The sequence below is a fragment of the Pseudoalteromonas sp. R86517 genome (assembly GCF_042466295.1).
GTDB lineage: Bacteria > Pseudomonadota > Gammaproteobacteria > Enterobacterales > Alteromonadaceae > Pseudoalteromonas > Pseudoalteromonas atlantica.
On the sequence record NZ_JAXHCB010000001.1, the window covers coordinates 1,574,037 to 1,594,988 of the forward strand.

General features: G+C 40.2%; 18 protein-coding genes and 1 tRNA gene. 8 read left to right on the top strand and 11 right to left on the bottom strand.

The features are described from left to right. The first annotated feature begins 314 nt into the window (after positions 1-314). The 3 genes from nrdA to yfaE all read left to right on the top strand — a co-directional run bounded on the left by nrdA (position 315) and on the right by yfaE (position 4,073). The gene (nrdA, locus tag SJY38_RS07075; protein WP_054982452.1) at positions 315-2,597 is read left to right on the top strand and encodes a class 1a ribonucleoside-diphosphate reductase subunit alpha; all 2,283 of its coding nucleotides are present in this window, start codon (positions 315-317) and stop codon (positions 2,595-2,597) included. Positions 2,598-2,670: 73 nt separating this feature from the next. Beyond that, complete coding sequence (gene nrdB / locus SJY38_RS07080; protein WP_004587863.1) at positions 2,671-3,801, top strand: class Ia ribonucleoside-diphosphate reductase subunit beta; 1,131 nt, start codon at positions 2,671-2,673, stop codon at positions 3,799-3,801. Next, positions 3,801-4,073, top strand: coding sequence for a class I ribonucleotide reductase maintenance protein YfaE (gene yfaE / locus SJY38_RS07085; RefSeq protein WP_004587862.1), 273 nt, complete (start codon positions 3,801-3,803; stop codon positions 4,071-4,073). Before nrdB ends, yfaE begins: the two co-directional genes overlap by 1 nt. 2 nt (positions 4,074-4,075) lie before the next feature. Here the strand turns inward: yfaE and SJY38_RS07090 are convergent, their stop codons facing one another. From SJY38_RS07090 to SJY38_RS07100, 3 genes are read right to left on the bottom strand one after another with little or no spacing between them, the layout of a single operon-like run. Next, positions 4,076-4,678, bottom strand: coding sequence for a DUF1287 domain-containing protein (locus tag SJY38_RS07090; protein ID WP_286741220.1), 603 nt, complete (start codon positions 4,676-4,678; stop codon positions 4,076-4,078). 22 nt (positions 4,679-4,700) lie between these two features. Beyond that, positions 4,701-5,180: a hypothetical protein gene (locus tag SJY38_RS07095; protein WP_286741222.1), complete on the bottom strand. Its 480-nt coding sequence runs from the start codon at positions 5,178-5,180 to the stop codon at positions 4,701-4,703. Between the two features lie 39 nt (positions 5,181-5,219). Next, the gene (locus tag SJY38_RS07100) at positions 5,220-5,648 is read right to left on the bottom strand and encodes a hypothetical protein (protein ID WP_054982450.1); all 429 of its coding nucleotides are present in this window, start codon (positions 5,646-5,648) and stop codon (positions 5,220-5,222) included. Positions 5,649-5,860: 212 nt separating this feature from the next. On the opposite strand from SJY38_RS07100, the gene SJY38_RS07105 reads away from it, so the two are divergent. Both SJY38_RS07105 and SJY38_RS07110 read left to right on the top strand, forming a co-directional pair. After that, a complete protein-coding gene (locus SJY38_RS07105) occupies positions 5,861-6,250 on the top strand; it encodes a YkgJ family cysteine cluster protein (protein ID WP_004587858.1) in 390 nt (129 codons plus the stop codon). A 124-nt stretch (positions 6,251-6,374) separates the two neighbouring features. Further along, entirely contained in the window at positions 6,375-8,756 is a 2,382-nt protein-coding gene (locus SJY38_RS07110; protein ID WP_248451447.1) for a TonB-dependent receptor domain-containing protein, read from the top strand. Between the two features lie 271 nt (positions 8,757-9,027). On the opposite strand, the gene SJY38_RS07115 is transcribed toward SJY38_RS07110, so the two are convergent. The 7 genes from SJY38_RS07115 to SJY38_RS07145 form a co-directional block, all read right to left on the bottom strand. Continuing rightward, on the bottom strand, positions 9,028-9,648 hold the full coding sequence (locus tag SJY38_RS07115) for an FKBP-type peptidyl-prolyl cis-trans isomerase (RefSeq protein ID WP_004587856.1): 621 nt from the start codon (positions 9,646-9,648) through the stop codon (positions 9,028-9,030). 69 nt (positions 9,649-9,717) lie between these two features. Next, a complete protein-coding gene (locus SJY38_RS07120; protein ID WP_029772511.1) occupies positions 9,718-10,104 on the bottom strand; it encodes a hypothetical protein in 387 nt (128 codons plus the stop codon). A 53-nt stretch (positions 10,105-10,157) separates the two neighbouring features. Further along, a tRNA-Ser gene (locus tag SJY38_RS07125) sits at positions 10,158-10,248 on the bottom strand. Between the two features lie 128 nt (positions 10,249-10,376). Beyond that, a complete protein-coding gene (locus tag SJY38_RS07130; RefSeq protein ID WP_024034084.1) occupies positions 10,377-10,754 on the bottom strand; it encodes a hypothetical protein in 378 nt (125 codons plus the stop codon). A gap of 204 nt (positions 10,755-10,958) precedes the next feature. Next, complete coding sequence (locus SJY38_RS07135) at positions 10,959-11,507, bottom strand: NAD(P)H nitroreductase (RefSeq protein ID WP_004587853.1); 549 nt, start codon at positions 11,505-11,507, stop codon at positions 10,959-10,961. 242 nt (positions 11,508-11,749) lie between these two features. Further along, a complete protein-coding gene (locus SJY38_RS07140; protein WP_055253459.1) occupies positions 11,750-12,433 on the bottom strand; it encodes a DoxX family protein in 684 nt (227 codons plus the stop codon). Positions 12,434-12,523: 90 nt separating this feature from the next. Then, positions 12,524-14,485: an FAD-dependent oxidoreductase gene (locus tag SJY38_RS07145; protein WP_377109488.1), complete on the bottom strand. Its 1,962-nt coding sequence runs from the start codon at positions 14,483-14,485 to the stop codon at positions 12,524-12,526. A gap of 219 nt (positions 14,486-14,704) precedes the next feature. On the opposite strand from SJY38_RS07145, the gene sppA reads away from it, so the two are divergent. Together sppA and ansA are read left to right on the top strand one after the other, a co-directional pair. Continuing rightward, a complete protein-coding gene (gene sppA / locus SJY38_RS07150) occupies positions 14,705-16,570 on the top strand; it encodes a signal peptide peptidase SppA (RefSeq protein WP_377109489.1) in 1,866 nt (621 codons plus the stop codon). An 82-nt stretch (positions 16,571-16,652) separates the two neighbouring features. Beyond that, positions 16,653-17,663 carry an asparaginase gene (gene ansA, locus SJY38_RS07155; RefSeq protein ID WP_024034079.1) on the top strand — a complete coding sequence of 337 codons (1,011 nt, stop codon included), beginning with the start codon at positions 16,653-16,655 and terminating at the stop codon, positions 17,661-17,663. A 66-nt stretch (positions 17,664-17,729) separates the two neighbouring features. Here ansA and gndA read toward each other — a convergent pair whose 3' ends face one another. Then, entirely contained in the window at positions 17,730-19,103 is a 1,374-nt protein-coding gene (gene gndA / locus SJY38_RS07160) for an NADP-dependent phosphogluconate dehydrogenase (protein ID WP_377109490.1), read from the bottom strand. A 384-nt stretch (positions 19,104-19,487) separates the two neighbouring features. On the opposite strand from gndA, the gene pyk reads away from it, so the two are divergent. Beyond that, a complete protein-coding gene (gene pyk / locus SJY38_RS07165) occupies positions 19,488-20,924 on the top strand; it encodes a pyruvate kinase (protein ID WP_004587847.1) in 1,437 nt (478 codons plus the stop codon). The last annotated feature ends 28 nt before the right edge of the window (positions 20,925-20,952 follow it).

Sequence of the window (20,952 nt, forward strand, 5' to 3'; positions counted from 1 at the left end):
ATAAATTTAGCAGATCATTAGTTGATTTTTAGCTATTTCAACTTAAATGATTGTTCGAAGGTGAGTGACTACTAACACAAATACGTTATCCCAAAGTTATCCACAAATAGGGGCAATTATGTCCCTTGCAAATCAGCTCAGACCACACTATCTTGTGATCTCTAAATTGAACAACACCAGATATTGTGGCCAAATGTTATTCAATTAAATTCGCCAATACGGTGAAACTTATAATAAATGAATACGTACCTTGCTTTAGCGAGGTATAAAGCATTGGTCAAAATACACAATTTCCAAGGAATACAGGCAAAGCTATGAACCAACAGTTATCTGTAAGCAAGCGTGACGGGCGTAAAGAGCCTTTAGATCTTGATAAGATCCATCGCGTTATTGAATGGGCCGCCGAAGGTTTAAACAACGTATCGGTTTCACAGGTTGAATTAAAGTCACACATTCAATTTTACGACGGTATTCGTACAAAAGACATTCACGAAACCATCATTAAAGCAGCAGCCGATCAAATTTCAAAAGAGTCGCCTGACTACCAGTACTTAGCTGCCCGCTTAGCTGTATTCCACTTACGTAAAAAAGCGTATGGCCAGTTTGAGCCACCACGTTTATTTGATCATGTTACAAAAATGGTTGAAGACAAACGCTACGACGCTCATTTACTCGTTGATTACACAGAGCAAGAGCTTGATGAGCTAGATGCTTATCTTGATCATTCGCGCGATCTTAACTTTAGCTACGCAGCAGTAAAGCAGCTTGAAGGTAAATACCTAGTACAAAACCGCGTAACGGGTGAGATTTACGAAAGCGCCCAGTTTTTATATATCTTAGTGGCTGCGAGTTTATTCTCTGACTACCCGCGCGAAACACGTACTGACTACATCAAACGTTTTTACGATGCAGTATCAACGTTTAAAATCTCTTTACCTACGCCAATTATGTCGGGTGTGCGTACCCCTACGCGTCAGTTTAGCTCGTGTGTACTTATTGAATGTGGCGACAGCCTTGATTCAATTAACGCCACATCATCTGCCATTGTTAAGTACGTTTCACAACGTGCAGGTATTGGTATTAACGCCGGCCGTATTCGTGCATTAGGTAGCCATATCCGTAATGGCGAGGCGTACCACACTGGTTGTATTCCTTTTTATAAGCACTTTCAAACAGCGGTTAAAAGCTGCTCGCAAGGTGGTGTACGTGGCGGTGCTGCAACGTTATTCTACCCGCTTTGGCATTTAGAAGTAGAAAACCTACTGGTACTTAAAAATAACCGTGGTGTTGATGATAACCGTGTTCGTCATTTAGATTACGGCGTACAGTTTAATAAACTAATGTATTCTCGTTTAATTAAAGACGACTACATTACGTTATTTAGCCCATCAGATGTGCCTGGCCTTTACGATGCATTCTTTGAAGACCAAGACGAGTTTGATGCGTTATACGTAAAATACGAACAAGACGAGTCTATTCGTAAAAAGCGTATTAAAGCGATTGAGCTTTTCTCAATGTTCGCACAAGAGCGTGCCAGCACAGGTCGTATTTATTTACAAAACGTGGATCACTGTAATACGCACAGCCCGTTTATTTCTAAAGTGGCGCCAATTCGCCAATCTAACTTATGTTTAGAAATTGCATTGCCAACTAAGCCGTTAAATAACGTAAACGATGAAGAAGGCGAAATTGCACTTTGTACGCTATCTGCATTTAACCTAGGCGCTATTGAGTCACTTGATGAACTTGAAGAGCTTGCTGAGCTTGCAGTACGTGCACTTGATAACCTACTTGATTTCCAAGACTACCCAGTACCGGCTGCACGTAATGCCACTATGGGCCGTCGTACGTTAGGAATAGGCGTAATTAACTACGCGTACTACCTTGCTAAAAATGGTAAGCGTTACTCTGATGGCAGTGCTAATGCACTGACTCACAAAACGTTTGAAGCAATTCAATACTACTTAATGAAGGCATCAAACGAGCTGGCTAAAGAGCGTGGCGCGTGTCCTAAGTTTAACGAAACAACGTACTCTCAAGGTATTATGCCAACTGATACGTACAAACGTGACCTAGATAAAATTTGTGATGAGCCACTGCACTTAGACTGGGATTCGTTACGTGCCAGCATTAAAGAGCACGGCATGCGTAACTCAACACTTAGCGCATTAATGCCTTCAGAAACATCGTCGCAAATCTCTAACGCAACTAACGGTATTGAGCCACCACGTGGTCACATTAGCGTTAAAGCAAGTAAAGACGGTATTTTAAAACAAGTAGTTCCTGAGTACGAACGCTTAAAAGATAACTACGAGCTGCTGTGGGATATTCCATCAAACGATGGTTACTTACAGTTAGTGGGCATAATGCAAAAGTTTATTGACCAAACTATTTCGGCCAATACTAATTATGATCCAAACAAATACGAAGGCGGTAAAGTACCTATGAAAGTCTTATTAAAAGACTTACTAGGTGCATACAAGCTTGGTGTTAAAACACTTTACTACCATAACACCCGTGATGGCGCATCAGATGCACAAGACGACACTCCAGAAGTGGAAGATGATGATTGTGCAGGCGGCGCGTGTAAAATTTAATAGTTAAACTTAAAGCGGGCTCTTTGCCCGCTTTGTCCTGATAGTTTTAGTGATAGTTTTTTGAGTGATAGACATGTCTTATACTACTTTTAGTCGTAACCATAATGATCAAATGCAAGAGCCAATGTTTTTTGGCCAAACCGTTAACGTTTCGCGTTACGATCAACAAAAATACCCTATTTTTGAAAAATTGATTGAAAAGCAACTTTCGTTTTTTTGGCGTCCAGAAGAAGTAGACGTAAGTAAAGACCGTTTAGACTTTCAAGCATTACCAGAGCACGAAAAGCACATATTTTTAAGTAACTTAAAATATCAAACGCTGCTTGATAGTGTACAAGGCCGCTCACCAAACGTTGCCCTACTCCCCATTGTATCTATTCCTGAGCTAGAAACATGGATAGAAACATGGGCATTTAGTGAAACTATTCACAGTCGCTCTTACACCCACATTATTCGTAACGTTACACAGTCACCAGAACTTATTTTTGATGACATAGTAAGTAACGAAAAAATTAGCGAACGTGCTGATGCGGTAACCACCTACTACGATGATTTAATCAATGGCGTGTCGCTTTATAACCTGTATGGCGAAGGCAAGCACGAAATTAACGGTCAAACCGTTGTAATTAGCTTATTTGATCTTAAAAAGAAACTTTACCTTGCCATGATGTCGGTAAATATTCTTGAAGCCATTCGTTTTTATGTCAGCTTTGCGTGTTCGTTTGCCTTTGCTGAACGTGAATTAATGGAAGGTAACGCTAAAATCATCAAGCTAATCGCACGTGATGAAGCGCTTCACCTATCGGGTACGCAGCATATTTTAAACATTATGCAAGATGGTAAAGACGACCCTGAAATGGCGATTGTTGCCGCGCAGTGCCGTGAAGAAGCCATTAAAATGTTTGTTGAAGCCGCAGAGCAAGAAAAAGAATGGGCAGAATACTTATTCAAAGATGGCTCTATGATTGGCTTAAACAAACACATTTTATGTCAGTATGTTGAATACATCACCAACGCACGTATGACCGCCATTGGCCTGCCTGCACAATTTGAAAACAACAGTAACCCAATTCCATGGATCAACTCATGGCTTGTGTCTGACAACGTGCAAGTTGCACCGCAAGAAGCAGAAATTAGCTCATACCTTGTAGGTCAAATTGACTCACAAGTAGATGCCTCAGAATTTGGTGACTTTGATTTATAATGAGTGACAAACCCACTGCAAGTATAACGCTTGCAGATAACAGCCAGTGTATAGAATTTAGCACTGGCTGCCCTTCTGTTTTACATTGCTTAGAAAACCAAAAAATAGACGTAGCGTATCAATGCCGCGAAGGCTATTGTGGCGCGTGCAGAGCCACGTTAGTTTCAGGCCAAGTGCACTATAACGAAGAGCCTTTAGCGTTTGTACGCGAGGGGGAAATACTGCTGTGTTGCTGTAAGCCAAACGGCAATATAAGTATTAATTTAAAATAAATTTACTGCGTTTTATTCAAATGCTGTGGTTCAAACCGGTAGTGCCCCGTGATTTTATAATCAAAAAGCATATCGGTTTTTTCTGCCCCGCGGCCAATGTTATGTACAATTAATGGATTGCCAGTTTGTACTGAACGCTCATTAACTACCATCCCTATATGTGGCAGGTTACCCGGTAACATCCAAGTCACTATATCACCTGTTTTATATTCTTCAGGGCTATCAGATAATACTAACGCACGACCCTGTCTTTTAAAGTAGGTTTGTAAGTTAGGCACTCTGCGGTGGTCTATATTTTTATCGGGTTTGCTCAGTCCCCAAATACGCTTTGAGGGGTATAGAGTAAAATTGTCACGCATGTCTTCGTGTACTAACTGTTGTAAATCTATACCTAACTGGCGATAAGCACGAATAATCACATCGGTACACACCCCAATATTACTTGGCACGTCACCACCTGGGTAACTTATTGAACGATAACTCCCATCATACGTAACTTGGTGTGTTGTTCGCTGTATTAATGCAGCAGTTATGTCTTCTTCAAATGAATTTGCTAACGCACTAAAAGGCGCTAATACACTAAAATATAACCATACATTAGCCATATTCTGTTCCTTGTAAAAAAATTTATAATGCATCCAGTACATACTCAGGCACATTTATTTCCTCGCCTGAATTTATAAAGTGAGTATCGAGCGAATAAGCCATAATTTCAAGCGGTGCATTGTGATAACCAAAGTGCTTAATTTCATTCATATAGCGCGCTATAAAGGCTAAAGCACCAAGATTTTGCCACTGCAATACATGCACTAATTCATGAAAATGTACGCGCAAGTTATCAACACTTGTCGGCAACAAGTAGTAAGTATTTTTATAAGTTATGCCGCTGACTTTCATATCAATAAAATCACCCAGCCCCATGGCACGTAAAGCAGCAAAATCGGGCTTGGGTATTTCATCGATCACAACATAAAAGGCATTTTCCAAAAATTCAGTTGGGTAAAAACCTGCAAACTGTGCTGCAAATTGAGTACAGCACACCCGTTTGTATTTATATTTATGATTTACCTCATCAATCCATTGCTCGATTGCGGTTAATATATCCATATTCCAAACCTCATTACAATCGCGACTAACTAGGCTTAATTAACCTTCTTCTTCAGTCAGTGACTCAAGTAAATCATGAATTTCGGCTTTAAGCGCTTTATCTTCAATTTTATTAGCACTAACCTTGGCATTTTTTAAGTTTTTAATCGCTTCGTTTTTTTGTCCAAGCTCTATTTGTAGAGTTGCCATTGAATAAGCAACCGACGACATATGATCTTTATTATTGATTGCAACCGACTTCTGTAGCGCTTTTTCATATGTGGTAATTGCCTCTTCAAGTTCTTCGGTAAAGTCGGCTAAGGTTTCCCACTGTACAGGGTGATCTTTTGAAGTATTCTCGTTTTCTTCACAAATAGCTTTGAGCCTAGAAAATAATAATTCAAACCTTTTACGGTCGTTTCTATTTGCAGCTTCCATCAGTTGCTCTGCTAAATCATGTACTGCTTTATATACTTTGGTGTTCATCATCAGGAACTATCCTTAACTGGTCACTAAACTAACTATTTAGAGGCGTCCTAATCTTATTAGAACGGCTAATTATTTAGGTGTAATAATACATTAATAATAGATAGCGGGTTGGAATTAAAAGTGCGGTTTTAAAATTATATATAAAAAAGTAATCCACGTTAATTACAGTGATACACTGAGAAACTAATCGTTACCTAATATACTGGCTAAAAATGAAAGAGTGCAACCAATGCGGTAAATGCTGTATTAAATACGGTGGGGGCGATTTAAGTGCAACCGTACAAGAAATTGAAATGTGGGCACTGTTTAACCCAGAGATTTATCAATATGTTAAAGATGATGAAATTTGGTTTGATCCAAAAACGCAAATGCGACTCTCCACTTGCCCCTTTTTAGAAATAGCGCCCAAAAAAGAGCCCTCCCATAAAACAATGTATACCTGTAGCATTTACCTAGATAGGCCAGAAGATTGCCGCCATTATCCAAGCCTAGTGTCAGAAATGATACGTGATGAATGCGAAATGATAGAACCTATCGATGTAAAAAACCAAACTAGAGCACAACATAAGCTTAATATAATTATGCTTGATAGCCGCTCTTAATCAGCTTATCTTATTTGCGTGTTTATTCATCGAAAAACGTTAAGCTATAGTATAACATTGTTGATAAGTCAAAAACGCGGTGTTATATTATATCACAACATAGTAACCGCGAACCTTTAAGATAATGACAAAGTTAACATTAATTTCCTCTGCAGTTTTTTCTGTTTTATGTTCTCATTCAGCACTTGCTGCTACCGTTACCGGTAAAATAACAGACGATAAAAACCAACCTATTGAAAACGCAGCTGTACACGTACATGGTAAAGACCAAGGTGTAAAAACCAACGCACAGGGCGAATTTTCTATTGATGTAGACTCTCAAAGTCAATTGCATGTAAGTAAAGACAACTTTATAGACTCGCGTATTGCGGTAAATGAAAACTCAAACAATGTGACGGTGTCGCTTACCCCTACCTCGGTAGAAACCGTCGTTGTATATGCCTCTGCACTGCATAAAAATAGCTTAGAAATGATTTCGCCGGTGAGCGTTTTATCAGGTGATGAGCTTAAAAACAAATCAAAGGCGACCCTTGGCGAAACACTAAAGGGCTTACCAGGTGTTAATGCCAGTTACTTTGGTCCGGTATCATCAAGCCCTATTATCCGTGGTTTAGATGGCCCTCGCGTTAAAATTACCCAAAACGGTTTAGATGCCAGCGATGCATCGCGCATTGGTCCTGACCATGCAACCTCAAGCGACAGCTTAGCAGCGGAACAAATTGAAGTATTGCGCGGACCAAGCACCCTACTTTACGGCTCAGGCGCAATAGGTGGTGTGGTAAATGTGGTTGATAACCGTATTCCAACGAGCAATTTAGATGATTTAACCGGTGCTGCTGAATACAGCCATGACACGGTTTCTAACTCAAATACCGTGGCTGCAAAACTAGAAACCGGAAATGACGGATTTAACTTTCATTTTGATGGGACTAAACGCAGCGGCGATGACTATGAAACGCCTACATTTAACATTACAGATGAAGATGGTGATGTTGAAACTCATAACTCTGTAGAAAACACTTTTATTGATAGCGACACATTTAATGTGGGTACGAGTTATGTGGGCGATCATTTAACGGTTGGCTTTTCTTACGGTAGCATTGAAACCGATTACGGTATTCCTGGGCATGAGCATCATGATCATGACCATGAAGGTGAAACCGAAGAAGAACACGATGAGCACGCAGATGAAGAGGAAGAAGAGTCTGTTTATGCACATCTAGAGCAAGATCGTTGGCAAGGCCTTATAAGCTATGCGCTCGATAACAACTGGATTGAAAATATTAATCTTCGTGTTGGCTACACTGATTACAAACACAGTGAAATTGAAGACGGTGAAATTGGCACCACCTTTAAAAATGAAACAACCGAAGCACGCTTAAATGTAGAGCACAAGTTAGCTCAGTGGCACGGTATGATGGGCTATCATTATAGCGAATCGGACTACGACGCAATTGGCGAAGAAGCATTTACTCCTGCAAGTGTGACCACTACACATGCGTTATATCTACTTGAAGAACGTGAATTTGGTGATGTTACACTAGAGCTTGGTGCGCGTATTGAAGATTATGAAATAACAAGCACAATTACCGACAGCGAGCACGCACATGATCACGATGAAGAAGAAGATCATGACGAAGGCGAAGAAGAAAGCATTGCATACAGCGAAAGCTTTACTAATGTAAGCGCCTCTGCCGGTGCTATTTGGCAATACACACCAGGGCAAAGCGTAGCACTTAGCTTATCTCACTCTGAGCGTGCGCCCCTTTCTGCTGAGCTTTTATCAAACGGATTACACATTGCTACAGGTACTTACGAGCTAGGCCTTGGCTATCATATTGAAGATAACGAGGTTCACTTTGAGCCAGAAGACATTAAACAAGAAAAATCGACCAATTTAGATTTTAGCTTTAGACGTTTTAGCGGTGACTTTGGTTACACAGTTAACTTTTTCTATAACGATATTAAAAACTTTTATTATCAACAAAACACTGGATTAGTTTATGACGAAGAAGATGGTTTAGAGTCTGCAATTGGCGCTCACGATGATGCGGTTGCCGTATATCAGTTTGCCAGTAAAGATGCTGAACTCTATGGTGTAGAATTTGATGTACACTATCAAATTGACCCTAATGCCATGGTTAAAGTATTTGGTGATTCAACACGCGCTAAGCTAAAAGACGACGAAGGTAACTTGCCGCGCATACCAGCAAATAAATTAGGATCTGAATTACAATACAATGTAGGCGATTTACAACTAACACTCACAGGTACGCACTACTTTGAGCAAGATAATATTAGCGCCTATGAAACTAAAACCGATGGCTACACAATTGTTGATGCTCAAGCTAATTATCAGTTAAGTTTAGGCGCTATAGATACGCAGTTATACTTAAATATAGATAACATTACAGACGAACTTGGCTTTGTTCACAGCTCGTTTATAAAAGATAAAGCCCCACTACCAGGTAGAAACTTCCGCTTTGGTATTAGAGGTTATTTTTAATAACGCTTTGGCATTTATTTAGTTACTTTTAAAGCCGCATTTTATATGCGGTTTTTTTATGCCTACTCATTTAATTAACTAGGTTATTTACTTGTTGTAATAGGCCTTTGTAGCGCAGGTAGCAACACGTTTATCTATCCCTAAAATAACTCACTTAATTATGCGGATTGTCCTAAATTCTTAACGTTTTTAAAGCTTGCTATAAAACCACAAGACACAAAAAAGCCGCGGTCAAGACCACGGCTTTTTAAATACTGACTTAATAACTAAATTAAGAAAGGATTTCGTGTAGCTCAACGTCAAATACAAGCGTTGAGAAAGGTGCAATTGCAGCACCTGCACCACGTTCACCATAAGCAAGCTCATGAGGAACGTAAATACGCCATTTAGTGCCAACTGGCATCATTTGTAAAGCTTCAGTCCAACCTTTGATCACGCCACCTACTGGGAATTCAGCTGGTTGACCGCGCTCGTAAGAGCTATCAAATACTGTACCGTTAATTAATGTACCGTGGTAATCAACACGTACTGTAGACTCAGCAGTTGGCTTTTCGCCTTCGCCTGTTGCTAGTACTTCGTATTGTAAACCAGACTCGGTAACAGTGATTTCAGGACGCTTAGCGTTTTCTTCTAAGAATGCAATACCTTCAGCAGAAAGTACTTTTGCTTCTTCTTCACGACGCGCTTGGATCTCTTCGTTAATTTTTTCAAATGCAGCTTGGATCTCAGGGATCTCAACTTGAAAAGCGCTACCAGCGTACGCATCTTTCATGCCTTCAAATACTGAATTTAGGTTTAAGCCTTCAAAAGGGTTAGACTTAAGTTGCTCACCCATTTGTAAGCCAATACCGTAACTTGCTTTTTCAGCATCTGTAGTAAAATTATCTGACATAATGTGTTTTTCACGTTTTGTTAGTTAAAAGACGCGTACATGCTAACATAAAATAAAACCGGTTTGGGGCTAGTTTTTACTGTGTTTTACCTTAATTTTGCCAACTATGTAGCTACAAAGGGGTAAACTGAATAAAAATCCAACAAGCAATGGCCACGCTAGTAAACCGCCACTGCCAAACAGCACCAATGGCACTAATACTAAACCAACTAAAGCAATAAAAGCTGCGCCAATGACAGGCCAATGCGTATCGTACTTAGTAATAAGATGCGCAGTTAATACGTTAAAGCCAATGCCATACACAAAGGCGGTGATAAGCGTTGCGTCTGGTTGTGCATCTGCTGCCATTTTTATTAATAAATTAATCGCGCTTTGATAACAGTAGCCAAATACAATCCACAGTAGTACATGCTTTACTAAGCGTTGCGATGTTGTAAGGTTTGCTTCTTTTGACATTTATTAAACTCCACAAAGCAAAAAACCGCCCATAAGGCGGTTTTTTTAAATAATGGTGGAGAGATAGGGATTTGAACCCTAGATAGGCTACAAACCTATGCCGGTTTTCAAGACCGGTGCATTCGACCACTCTGCCATCTCTCCGTACGGCGCGAATAATAGGGGGTATTGAGCAACTTGTAAAGACCTAAATGTAAATAATTAGCTAAAAACAGCATTTGGTTCAAAAAACCACCACAAATAGCTAAAAACCTACATTGCTCATTGCCCTATTAATAATATTGCTTTGGCCTACGTGCAATCCACGAACAAATTAAGCACAGTAATAAACTAAGTGCTAAAAATGTAACGCTTTGAAATATTAAATCAAAACGGTTTAAATCATCACTTGGTACAACCACAAATAAAAATGCTGGTAATACACTAAGCAATAACACATAAAAACAAATTTTAAAGGCCCGACCAAAATCAAACCTTTTAGACTGCTGCATCCACCAGGTTAATAAAACAAGCATTCCCATAGCAGAGCCAGCTATAAAATGTGCAGTATTCGTGCTCATTGCCACATAAAGTGTAATAAAAGCACCCACTATTCCCCAAATTGACCATGCCAGCCAATTCTCTTTTTCTTGTAAAAATAAATTTCCCATCGTTTTCGTCTTCTTTATCGTTATTTTTATTAAGACTTTCCATACTTTAACAAAAAACAACCGATTAAAAAACAAACTGAAGAAGAAAAAGTTAACCTATATTGCTTCCGTGCGCTTCTCACAGCTAAATCAAAAAAGGACGAGCCTAACAGCAGCAACCTTAATGCTATATGACTGCGCAGAACTGCAATAGTTCATTATTTATTATAAATAAGTGAAGTAATCATCTGGTTTATGCTTAGCTGCCTTTTTGCACTCAATCTCTGGGGTGCCTAAATATAAATACCCAACAATTTCATCTTGCTCGTCTAAATTAAGGGCATTTTTGACTGCTGTGCTTTGTGCAAAATACCCTGTACGCCATACACCACCTAAACCTTGTGCAAATGCGGCTTGTTGCATGGCAAGTACACTGCAACCGGCGCTTTGTACTTGCTCAATACGCGGCACTTTTGGATGGGCTTGATACTTAGCAATAGCAATAATGATCATCGGTGCGCGCAGCACAAGCTCTTTTGCGCGTTTAATCACTTTTTCTTCTTGCTGCTCAGCAACGGCGCTTTGATGGTATATCTCACCTAATTTATGGCGGGCATCACCTTGAACAACAATAAACTGCCAAGGCGCAATACATCCGTGATCAGGCACCCGTAACGCGGCTTGCTTTATTATATCGAGCTGCTCTGAATTTGGCCCTGGGGCGGTTAATTTAGCGTCAGATTGGCGGGTTAGTAAAAGCTCAATAGCATCCATAGCGTACTCTCATAATTCAAAACGTTAGAGTACCATTTATGCCTTTAAAAAATAAACTCTGCGTAATTATCAATTTTATTAAAACCCTACTTATTCTTTCGTATTACAGCGCCATTACTGCGTAAACAATATTCATATACCACTGTATAAATCCGAGAGAGGCGCGATGCGTTTAACACACGTTACAAACAAAAAGGGCGTATAAAAAATATTTATACGCCCTTTTTAAACCAATTTGTTTGCTACTCTTTTACTACTGCACGCCTGAGCCAATAATCAACACTAACAAAGCGACCGCCACCTACAAAAAACAAGCTAAGTAACATGGCAAAATAAATAGCAGAAAATTCAATACCGTTATTTATTATGGAAGGTTTCCCTTTTTCATATAAGTAATCAGTAAATCCGTGCTCTTCAACTATACCCCTAATTTTACCTATACGTTCTTGTACTTCTAGTGAGTTTTCAAGGCTTTCTTTAGCCCCTGGAATTGATAACCAATCAAGTACTTGAGCTGAACTGGTTGTAGGGTTTGATGGCGCTATAGCAAACCAACCATTATGCCAATGTACTGTTGTTGCTGCCACAACCATTGTAAACATCAGCGGAATGCTTACTAAGCGGGTAAATAGCCCAAAGAGTAAAAACCACCCGCCTAAAAATTCACTCCAGCCTGCTAAAAAGGCAAGTAAGTCTGGAAATGGTAAACCTAAACCCCATTCACTATTGCCAAACCATTGCACAACGCTTGCATCAGCAAGAAAATAGCTAAAAAAGCCGTCGGTTTCTCCACTTAGGGCTAATTTATTAAAGCCCGCAATAATCATTACGGGGGCTAAAATTAAGCGAAAAAGTAACGCAGGTAATCCGTCGGCATACGATAGATTACCCATGATTTTATTATACAAACGAAATAATTTACTCATGTGTGGCCTGCTTTGTCAGTGTTTTAAGTTATGGACTCTATACACACAAGACCTGAGGGTACTGTAAATTATTTCATTTTATTAACACTGTTAAATAGCTCTGGCCACTTGAAGCGCTTCAAAAATTGCACGCTTTGCATCAATTGCTGCTGCTAATTTAGCGCCACCAATAACATGTACCTTTGCATTTTCGAGGTGTTGCTCAAGCACTTCATTATTAGAAACCTGCCCTATACACGCAATAACCGTATCAACCGGCAGTACTTGTTTTTCTCCGGCAACAGTAACTGTAAGGCCGTTTTTATCAAAACTGTGGTACTGGCAATCAGCAATTTGTTTAACACCATGTTGCTTAGCAACTTGACGATGTATCCAGCCTGTGGTTTTTCCAAGCCCGCTACCAAAGCGCCCTGCACTGCGTTTTAGCATGTATAATTCTCGCTCATCTTTGTGCGGCTCTGCCTCGCACTCAATACCCCACTGCTTTTTAAACTCAGGAATAGATTGCGATTTATGCTCACTTAAAAAAGCAACCATATCAAAGCCAATACCGCCGGCCCCTAAAATGGCTATTGATTTACCGAGTTCGACCTCACCGCGTATAACTTCATCATAAGCAAATACACGCTTAGAGTCTGCGCATTCAATTGCAGCTTCACGCGGGCGTACACCTGTGGCAAATACGATGTCATCGTATTTTTGTAACATTGCATCATCGTAGGCTTTACCAAGCTCTACATTTACGTTGAGCCTTTCAAGTTCATTAGTAAAGTAGCTAAGCGTATGGTTAAAGTCTTCTTTACCTGGAATTTGCATGGCTAGATTAAATTGGCCACCCATTTGTGTTTTTTGATCGATAAGCGTTACTGTGTGCCCTTTTTCAGCCAAATAACAACTTGCCGAAAGCCCAGCAGGGCCCGCGCCAACAACTAATACATTTTTAGCGTTAGAAGCTTTATCTAACGGGTAATCAAGTTCAAAGGCGGCTTGTGGGTTAACTAAACAGGTTGCACGTTTATTTTTAAATACGTGGTCTAAACAGCCTTGGTTACAGCCAATACAAATGTTTATTTGTTTAGTTTGCTGATTTTGATATTTGTTAAAAAACTCAGGATCGGCCAATAAAGGGCGCGCCATTGAAATTAAATCGGCTTCATTATCGTTAAGGATTTGGTTGGCTATATCCGGCGTATTAATACGGTTTACAGCTATAACAGGTACATTCACCACTGACTTTAATCGTTTTGAAGCTTCTTTAAATGCTCCAGGAGGCACCATACTGGCGATTGTTGGCACGCGTGCTTCATGCCACCCAATGCCAGTATTAAAAATATCAACACCGGCCTGCTCAAGTGCTTTTGCCTGAATAGTGACTTCATCAGGGGTTGAGCCATTCGGGATTAGGTCCATAACAGATAATCTAAAAATAATTAAAAACGTATCAGATACTTTAGCCCTTACGGCTTTAACTATTTCAAGCGCTAATCGCATTCTATTTTCTAGGCTGCCACCAAATTCGTCATCGCGTTTATTGGTGTGTGGCGCCATAAATTCATTAATTAAGTAACCTTCAGAGCCCATTACTTCAACACCATCGTAACCTGCTTTTTCTGCCATATAGGCAGAGTGCGCAAAGTCTTTAATGGTTTTTTTAATCGAGCCTAACGACATTTGTTTAGGTTTGTATGGATTTATAGGCGCTTGAATAGCGCTCGGGGCTTGGTTAAACGGATGATAAGCGTATCGACCAGCATGTAAAAGCTGCAAACATATTTTTCCGCCATGTTTATGAACGGCGCCTGTGTATGCACGGTGTTTAAATACATCATAATAACTGTTAAATGATGAAGAAATAGGCGTTAATTTACCGCGCAAGTTAGGGCTGTATCCCCCGGTAATGATCATGGCCGTGCCGCCTTTAGCGCGCGCCTCGTAAAAAGCGCTTAACCTTTTGCGGTTGTGCCAGCCCTCTTCAAGGCCTGTGTGCATTGAGCCCATTACCAAGCGGTTTCGTAATTGTGTGTGTTTTAATTGTAATTGTTGTTCTAACATCCTGTGCCCCGTTAACTGGTCTAACCTGTATACATTAGCTAATTCTGCTTTAATGGCAAGTAATAAGCAATATGTGCCTGCATTTAATTAAAAATACTATTAAAAACGTATATTTATGTAACCTCATAAACACTTCGTTACGATTTAGCAGTTAAAATTATTTTTATTCTAGGCTAAGATGGAACTAATGTATTAGCTGTACCAAATTAAGGAGCTATTTTGATAGCAAAGGTATTTAGAGGTATTTGGGCTGGAATAAACTTTTCTCGTCGTTTAATACTCAACATTTTGTTTTTATTACTGGTTGTTGTATTTTTTATGTCGCTATCAAGCGATGACGATACAATAATAATAGAAGATGGCTCTGTACTTAGGCTTAATCTTAATGGGCCTATTGTGGAAGAAAAAACATATATAGACCCTGTTGAAGCAGCTATTAACGATGCTACGTCTAATTCAGAAGCACCTAGTGAAATTTTACTTGATGATGTAGTCAAAGTGATTGATGAAGCCACTAATGACGAGCGCATCAGCGTTATCTTACTAGATTTGCAAGAAATGCCAAAAGCCCACCTAAATAAGCTAAAACGTATTACTAAATCGTTAGATGCCTTTAAGCAAGCGGGTAAAAAAGTGATTGCATCGGGCTACTATTACACTCAATCGCAATATTATATTGCTTCGCATGCCGATGAAATTGCAATGCATCCTTATGGTTCGGTAGCCATTGAAGGCTATGGAATGTATCCACTTTACTTTAAAGAAGCACTAGAAAAACTTAAAGTAACGCAGCATATTTTCCGTGTAGGTACGTTTAAGTCGGCGGTAGAGCCGTTTATTCGTAACGATATGTCTGATGCTGCTAAAGAAGCAAACCGAGTTTGGCTTGGTGCATTATGGAGCGAATATAAGCAAGATGTTGCTGCGGTACGCCCTTTTGATGAATCGAACTTTGACGAAACCATGGATGCTTACCTTGCTAAAATGAAGGCGGCAAATGGCGATTCAGGTAAATATGCACTTGACCATCAATGGGTCGACTCGCTTAAAACAACTCAGCAAATTCGCCAACAACTCATTGATTTAGTTGGCGCACAAGAAGACGGTAAAACATTTAAGCAAGTGTCTTTTCGTGAATACTTAAGCTTAGTTAAGCCCCCTATCGAATTTGATAACCCAATTACAGAAAAAGTTGCTGTAGTTGTTGCTAAAGGTACGATTGTTGATGGTGAGCGCAAAGCAGGTGAAATTGGCGGCGATTCTACCGCAGCATTACTTCGCAAAGCACGCCTTGATGATAAAGTAAAAGCGGTTGTTTTACGTATTGATTCAGGTGGCGGCAGCATGTTTGCCTCAGAGGTTATTCGTGCTGAAGTATTAGCACTTAAAGCTGCAGGCAAACCTGTAATAGCATCAATGAGCTCAGTTGCCGCATCTGGCGGTTATTGGATTGCCTCAGCAGCTAACGAAATTTGGGCAGCACCAAGTACTATCACCGGTTCTATTGGTGTGTTTGGTACATTTATGACTTTTGAAGATACTTTATCTGAAATTGGTGTGTACTCAGATGGTGTTGCAACGTCAGAAATGGCTGGATTTTCTATTACTCGCCCGCTTAATGAAAAAATGGCGCAAGTTATTCAAATGAGTGTTGAAGAAGCTTATAGCCGCTTTATAGATGTGGTTGCTGATGCGCGCAATATGACACCAGAGCAAGTTGATAAAATTGCACAAGGGCGTGTGTGGATTGCTTCACAAGCACAAGAGCTTGGCCTAGTTGATAAGCTTGGTGATAAACAAGATGCGATTGATGCAGCAGCGGCGCTTGCCAAACTTAATCACTACGAAGTGAAAACAATTAAGCAAGATCTAAGCCCGCAAGAAAAAATGCTACAAGATATTTTTGGTAGTGCATCCGTTAAATCTATGCTTGGCTTAAATACAGATACAGCCTCTGTTTTAGCCACTCAAGCTAATATTAATACGGTGATAAAGCGCCTAAGTAGTGAAGTAGCTGATCTGAAAGATTATAACGATCCGCAGGGTGTATACGCACGTTGTTTAGAGTGTAGCGTTGCACAATAAAAGTGCACGTATTTACTCAAGCAGCTGTATTTAAAACAACTTAACGTTATACTAAGCCCAGTTTTTTTACTGGGCTTTTTTTATGAAACGTAAACGCATTTATATCGCATACACTGGCGGTACCATAGGTATGAAAAAATCGAGCCGTGGCTACATTCCGGCTGAAGGTTTTTTAACAGAAACAGTGGTTAATAACGCAGAATTTAACCGTGAAGAAATGCCCCTTTTTGATATTCACGAGTACTGCCCTTTAATCGATTCATCAGATATGTCGCCAGCGCATTGGCAACTAATAGCTGATGACATTAAAAGCAAATACCACGATTACGATGGTTTTGTGGTCCTTCATGGCACCGATACAATGGCTTACACAGCCTCTGCCCTGTCGTTCATGTTCGAAAACTTAACTAAACCCGTTATTGTTACTGGCTCACAAATTCCTTTATCGCAATTACGCTCTGACGGTCAAGTTAACTTATTAAACGCCATGTTTTTAGCGGCTAATTACCCCATTGCTGAAGTGAGCTTATTTTTTAATAACCAATTATTTAGAGGTAACCGAGCCACTAAAGCACATGCCGATGGTTTTAATGCTTTTGCATCTCCTAACCTAGAGCCTTTAGCGTTATCTGGTATTAATATTCAGCTAATTAAAGGCCAGCTAAGCCCTTATGTAGAAAACGAACTACAGGTAACCACCATTACACCTCAGCCAATTGGTGTACTTTATTTATACCCAGGCATTAGTAAAGACGTGGTTAAAAGTTTGGTGAATGACAATATAAAAGCACTGGTATTGCTTAGCTTTGGCGTAGGTAATGCCCCACAAGACCCCGACTTTTTAGACGTGCTAAGTGAGGCAAGTAAACGCGGCATGGTTATTGTTAATTTAACGCAGTGTTTAAAAGGCCATGTAAATATGGGCGGCTATGCTACGGGTAACGCGTTATTAAATATTGGTGTAATAAGTGGCTACGATATGACACTAGAGGCGTGTTTAACAAAGCTGCATTATTTGTTTAGCCAAAACCTAGAAATTGAAACGATTCGCCATTTAATGCAAGACAATTTACGCGGTGAATTAAGCCGCTAATTTTAGTGACCAAAACGAAAAAGGCACGCTAAATAGCGTGCCTTTATTAATTTATAAACGCGTTAATTATCTTACTTTCGCGTCTATACCCACTAAGTCAGTTAAGTGACACACTTCACCTGAGTGAGTTTTAATACCATGCTCACCAAAGTAATCACGCTGAGCTTGTACTAAATGCCCATTACTTGGTGTGGTTAATGTGGCTAAATACGTTTGTGTTGATGCAAGTACAGGGAACGCTAAGCCAGTCATTACAGCTTGCCCAGTTACTTTGCGAAGCGCATTAGATTCATTTTCAAGCGTATCAATGTATTCAACGCCTTGCGCTACGCTATCTAGGTAGTCAGCACGAATAATACAACCGGCACGCCATGTTTGCAGCGTTTTAGACAAGTCTACTTTCCACTGATGGGTACGAGAAGCCCCTTTAATTAACGCTAAACCTTGGCGATACGCTAATAAGCTCGCCAATGTAAATGCATCTTTTAGCTCTTCAAGGTCAATATCAACCTTGTTTGTAGCTTTAGCGGCATACGTCATTTCTTGTGCAGCGGTGGTGTCACATACATTGGTTAAGTGGCGAGCTTGCACCGCGGCAACCAGTGAAGGAACAGCAATACCCAGTTCAAGTGCATTTTGCGCAGTCCACAGGCCTGTGCCTTTTGCGCCTACTTTATTATCAATTAAATCAACAAGCGGTTCTTGCTTGGTGTTTACAAGAGATAAAATATGGCTAGAAATAGCAAGTAAGTAGCTATTTAAATGACCGGTAGACCAGTCATCAAAAATTTCAGCCACTTCTTTTGGTGAGCGACCTGTACCAATACGAAGTAGTTGATACACTTCAGCAATAAGCTGCATAATTGCGTATTCGATGCCGTTGTGAACCATTTTTACAAAATGGCCACTGGCCGATTGACCAACGCGTGCAAAACACGACTCGCCATTGTAGCTAGCGGCTACTTTTTCAAACCACGGTTCGATACGCTCCCAACCGCCTTCTGAGCCACTTGCCATCATTGCAGGACCATGACGAGCGCCTTCGGCACCGCCAGAAATACCCATGGTGGCAAATTCAAATTTGTTTTGATACTTAAGTTTACGATTAATACCGTCTTTGTAGTTACTGTTACCACAATCTACAATCATATCGTTACACTGTACGCCAGCTTCAACAAGCTCATTACACACAGCATCAACCAGTTCGCCTGCAGGCACTAATAATAAAATAGAGCGAGGTGCTTCTAAACGCCTTACCATGTCTCCTAAATCAGAAACAATATGAAGTCTATCGGCCATGCCTTGCGATTTAGCACAACTTAATAACTCTTCACCCGCATGTGGGTTTTTATCATATGCGACTAACGTTATGCCTTTTTCAATCATGTTTAAGGCAATATTTTTGCCCATAACGCCTAACCCGACTAATGCAACTTGCATTTAGTGTCCTCCTCGGTAACAACTATTTGGTTAGTAAACTAAGTAATTCATTAAATAATACCGCGTGCATTATACTCATACCGTCATAAAATGCGAACGTTGAGCTAATACAGCATGCTTTTTTATTACGCTATTAAAAAGCACTGCAATTGTATCAAATATAAGTGCTGTGCGGTTACAAATACTCTGCGTATTTTGAATTTAAGATCATTGACGGATTTTGACACCGGTGTCATAATGATGACATATTCGTTTTGTATAAAATAGTGGCAATACTAACTAGTTTGCCTATAACTAAAAATGTTTATACATAAGTTATAAGTATTTTGAAGTCACAAAATAACCGTCAACCTGCTTACACATCTAAGCACACAGGAGAATTTGATGCTAAGACGCACAAAAATAGTCGCTACACTTGGGCCTGCAACAGATCGAGATAACAATCTAGAAAAAATTATTCGCGCTGGCGCTAATGTAGTACGTTTAAACTTCTCACATGGTGTTGCACAAGATCATAAAGACCGTGCACAAGCTGTACGCGAGATAGCCACAAAATTAGGTAAACATGTTGCTATCCTTGCAGACCTTCAAGGTCCTAAAATTCGTGTTTCAACGTTTAAAGAAGGTAAAGTAAACCTTGAAGTAGGCGCTAAATTCACCCTAGATGCAAAAATGGAAAAAGGTGAAGGCGACGTAAACGCGGTAGGTATTGATTACAAAGAATTACCACAAGATGTAAGCCCTGGCGATTTATTACTATTAAACGATGGCCTTATTCAACTAACCGTTGAGCAAGTAGAAGGTCACTTAGTGCACTGCTCGGTTACCGTAGGTGGTGTATTATCAAATAATAAAGGCATTAACCGTTTAGGCGGTGGTTTAACAGCCCCTGCGTTTACAGAAAAAGACAAAGAAGATTTAATCACTGCAGCTGAAATAGATGTTGATTACATTGCAGTATCGTTCCCACGCAGTGGCGATGATATGCGTTATGTACGCTCTTTAGCAGAAGCTGCAGGTTCTAAAGCACAACTACTTGCAAAAATTGAACGTGCAGAAGCCGTAGAAACACAAGAAGCCGTAGATGACATTGTTTTAGCATCAGACGCTGTAATGGTTGCTCGTGGCGATTTAGGTGTTGAAATTGGTGATGCTGCGCTAATGGGTAAACAAAAACTCATTATTCGTCGCGCTCGTTCATTAAACCGTACTGTTGTAACTGCAACACAAATGATGGAATCGATGATCGATAACCCTATGCCAACACGCGCAGAAGTTATGGATGTGGCAAATGCGGTACTTGATGGTACTGATGCAGTTATGCTTTCAGCAGAAACCGCTGCCGGTGATTACCCTGAAGAAACGGTCGCTACAATGGCACGTGTTTGTTTAGGTGCAGAATCGCAAAAAGAAACCCATGTATCTAAGCACCGTTTAGACAGCCGTTTTTCTAACAATGCAGAATCTATCGCGCTTTCAGCTATGTACGCTGCTAACCACTTAGATTCGGTTAAAGCCATTGTTACCTTAACTGAGTCAGGTAGCACCGCTAAACTTATGTCGCGTATCAGCTCTGGTTTACCTATTTACTCGCTTTCACGCCATGCAAGCACGCTAGGCCAAACAGCGCTTTATCGTGGTGTTTACCCTGTGTTTTTTGATTCTACAAAAACTGAAAAAGACGGAATGGTTAAAGCCGCACTTGATACCCTTGTAGCACAAGGTTCATTACACTCTGGCGATACAGTAATTATTACTCACGGTGACTCAATGGAAACTGTGGGCGCAACGAACACAATGAAAATTGTAACTGTTGCGTAATTTCTGCCTTATATAAAAAATGCGAGCT

What these genes read in the sequence shown, in the direction of transcription:
- SJY38_RS07095 (WP_286741222.1), bottom strand. Translation starts at nt 5,180, where the DNA reads ATGGATATATTAACCGCAATCGAGCAATGGATTGATGAGGTAAATCAT.
- SJY38_RS07120 (WP_029772511.1), bottom strand. Translation starts at nt 10,104, where the DNA reads ATGTCAAAAGAAGCAAACCTTACAACATCGCAACGCTTAGTAAAGCAT.
- ansA (WP_024034079.1), top strand. Translation starts at nt 16,653, where the DNA reads ATGAAACGTAAACGCATTTATATCGCATACACTGGCGGTACCATAGGT.
- nrdA (WP_054982452.1), top strand. Translation starts at nt 315, where the DNA reads ATGAACCAACAGTTATCTGTAAGCAAGCGTGACGGGCGTAAAGAGCCT.
- SJY38_RS07105 (WP_004587858.1), top strand. Translation starts at nt 5,861, where the DNA reads ATGAAAGAGTGCAACCAATGCGGTAAATGCTGTATTAAATACGGTGGG.
- yfaE (WP_004587862.1), top strand. Translation starts at nt 3,801, where the DNA reads ATGAGTGACAAACCCACTGCAAGTATAACGCTTGCAGATAACAGCCAG.
- SJY38_RS07100 (WP_054982450.1), bottom strand. Translation starts at nt 5,648, where the DNA reads ATGATGAACACCAAAGTATATAAAGCAGTACATGATTTAGCAGAGCAA.
- SJY38_RS07115 (WP_004587856.1), bottom strand. Translation starts at nt 9,648, where the DNA reads ATGTCAGATAATTTTACTACAGATGCTGAAAAAGCAAGTTACGGTATT.
- SJY38_RS07130 (WP_024034084.1), bottom strand. Translation starts at nt 10,754, where the DNA reads ATGGGAAATTTATTTTTACAAGAAAAAGAGAATTGGCTGGCATGGTCA.
- nrdB (WP_004587863.1), top strand. Translation starts at nt 2,671, where the DNA reads ATGTCTTATACTACTTTTAGTCGTAACCATAATGATCAAATGCAAGAG.
- SJY38_RS07135 (WP_004587853.1), bottom strand. Translation starts at nt 11,507, where the DNA reads ATGGATGCTATTGAGCTTTTACTAACCCGCCAATCTGACGCTAAATTA.
- gndA (WP_377109490.1), bottom strand. Translation starts at nt 19,103, where the DNA reads ATGCAAGTTGCATTAGTCGGGTTAGGCGTTATGGGCAAAAATATTGCC.
- pyk (WP_004587847.1), top strand. Translation starts at nt 19,488, where the DNA reads ATGCTAAGACGCACAAAAATAGTCGCTACACTTGGGCCTGCAACAGAT.
- SJY38_RS07145 (WP_377109488.1), bottom strand. Translation starts at nt 14,485, where the DNA reads ATGTTAGAACAACAATTACAATTAAAACACACACAATTACGAAACCGC.
- SJY38_RS07090 (WP_286741220.1), bottom strand. Translation starts at nt 4,678, where the DNA reads ATGGCTAATGTATGGTTATATTTTAGTGTATTAGCGCCTTTTAGTGCG.
- SJY38_RS07110 (WP_248451447.1), top strand. Translation starts at nt 6,375, where the DNA reads ATGACAAAGTTAACATTAATTTCCTCTGCAGTTTTTTCTGTTTTATGT.
- SJY38_RS07140 (WP_055253459.1), bottom strand. Translation starts at nt 12,433, where the DNA reads ATGAGTAAATTATTTCGTTTGTATAATAAAATCATGGGTAATCTATCG.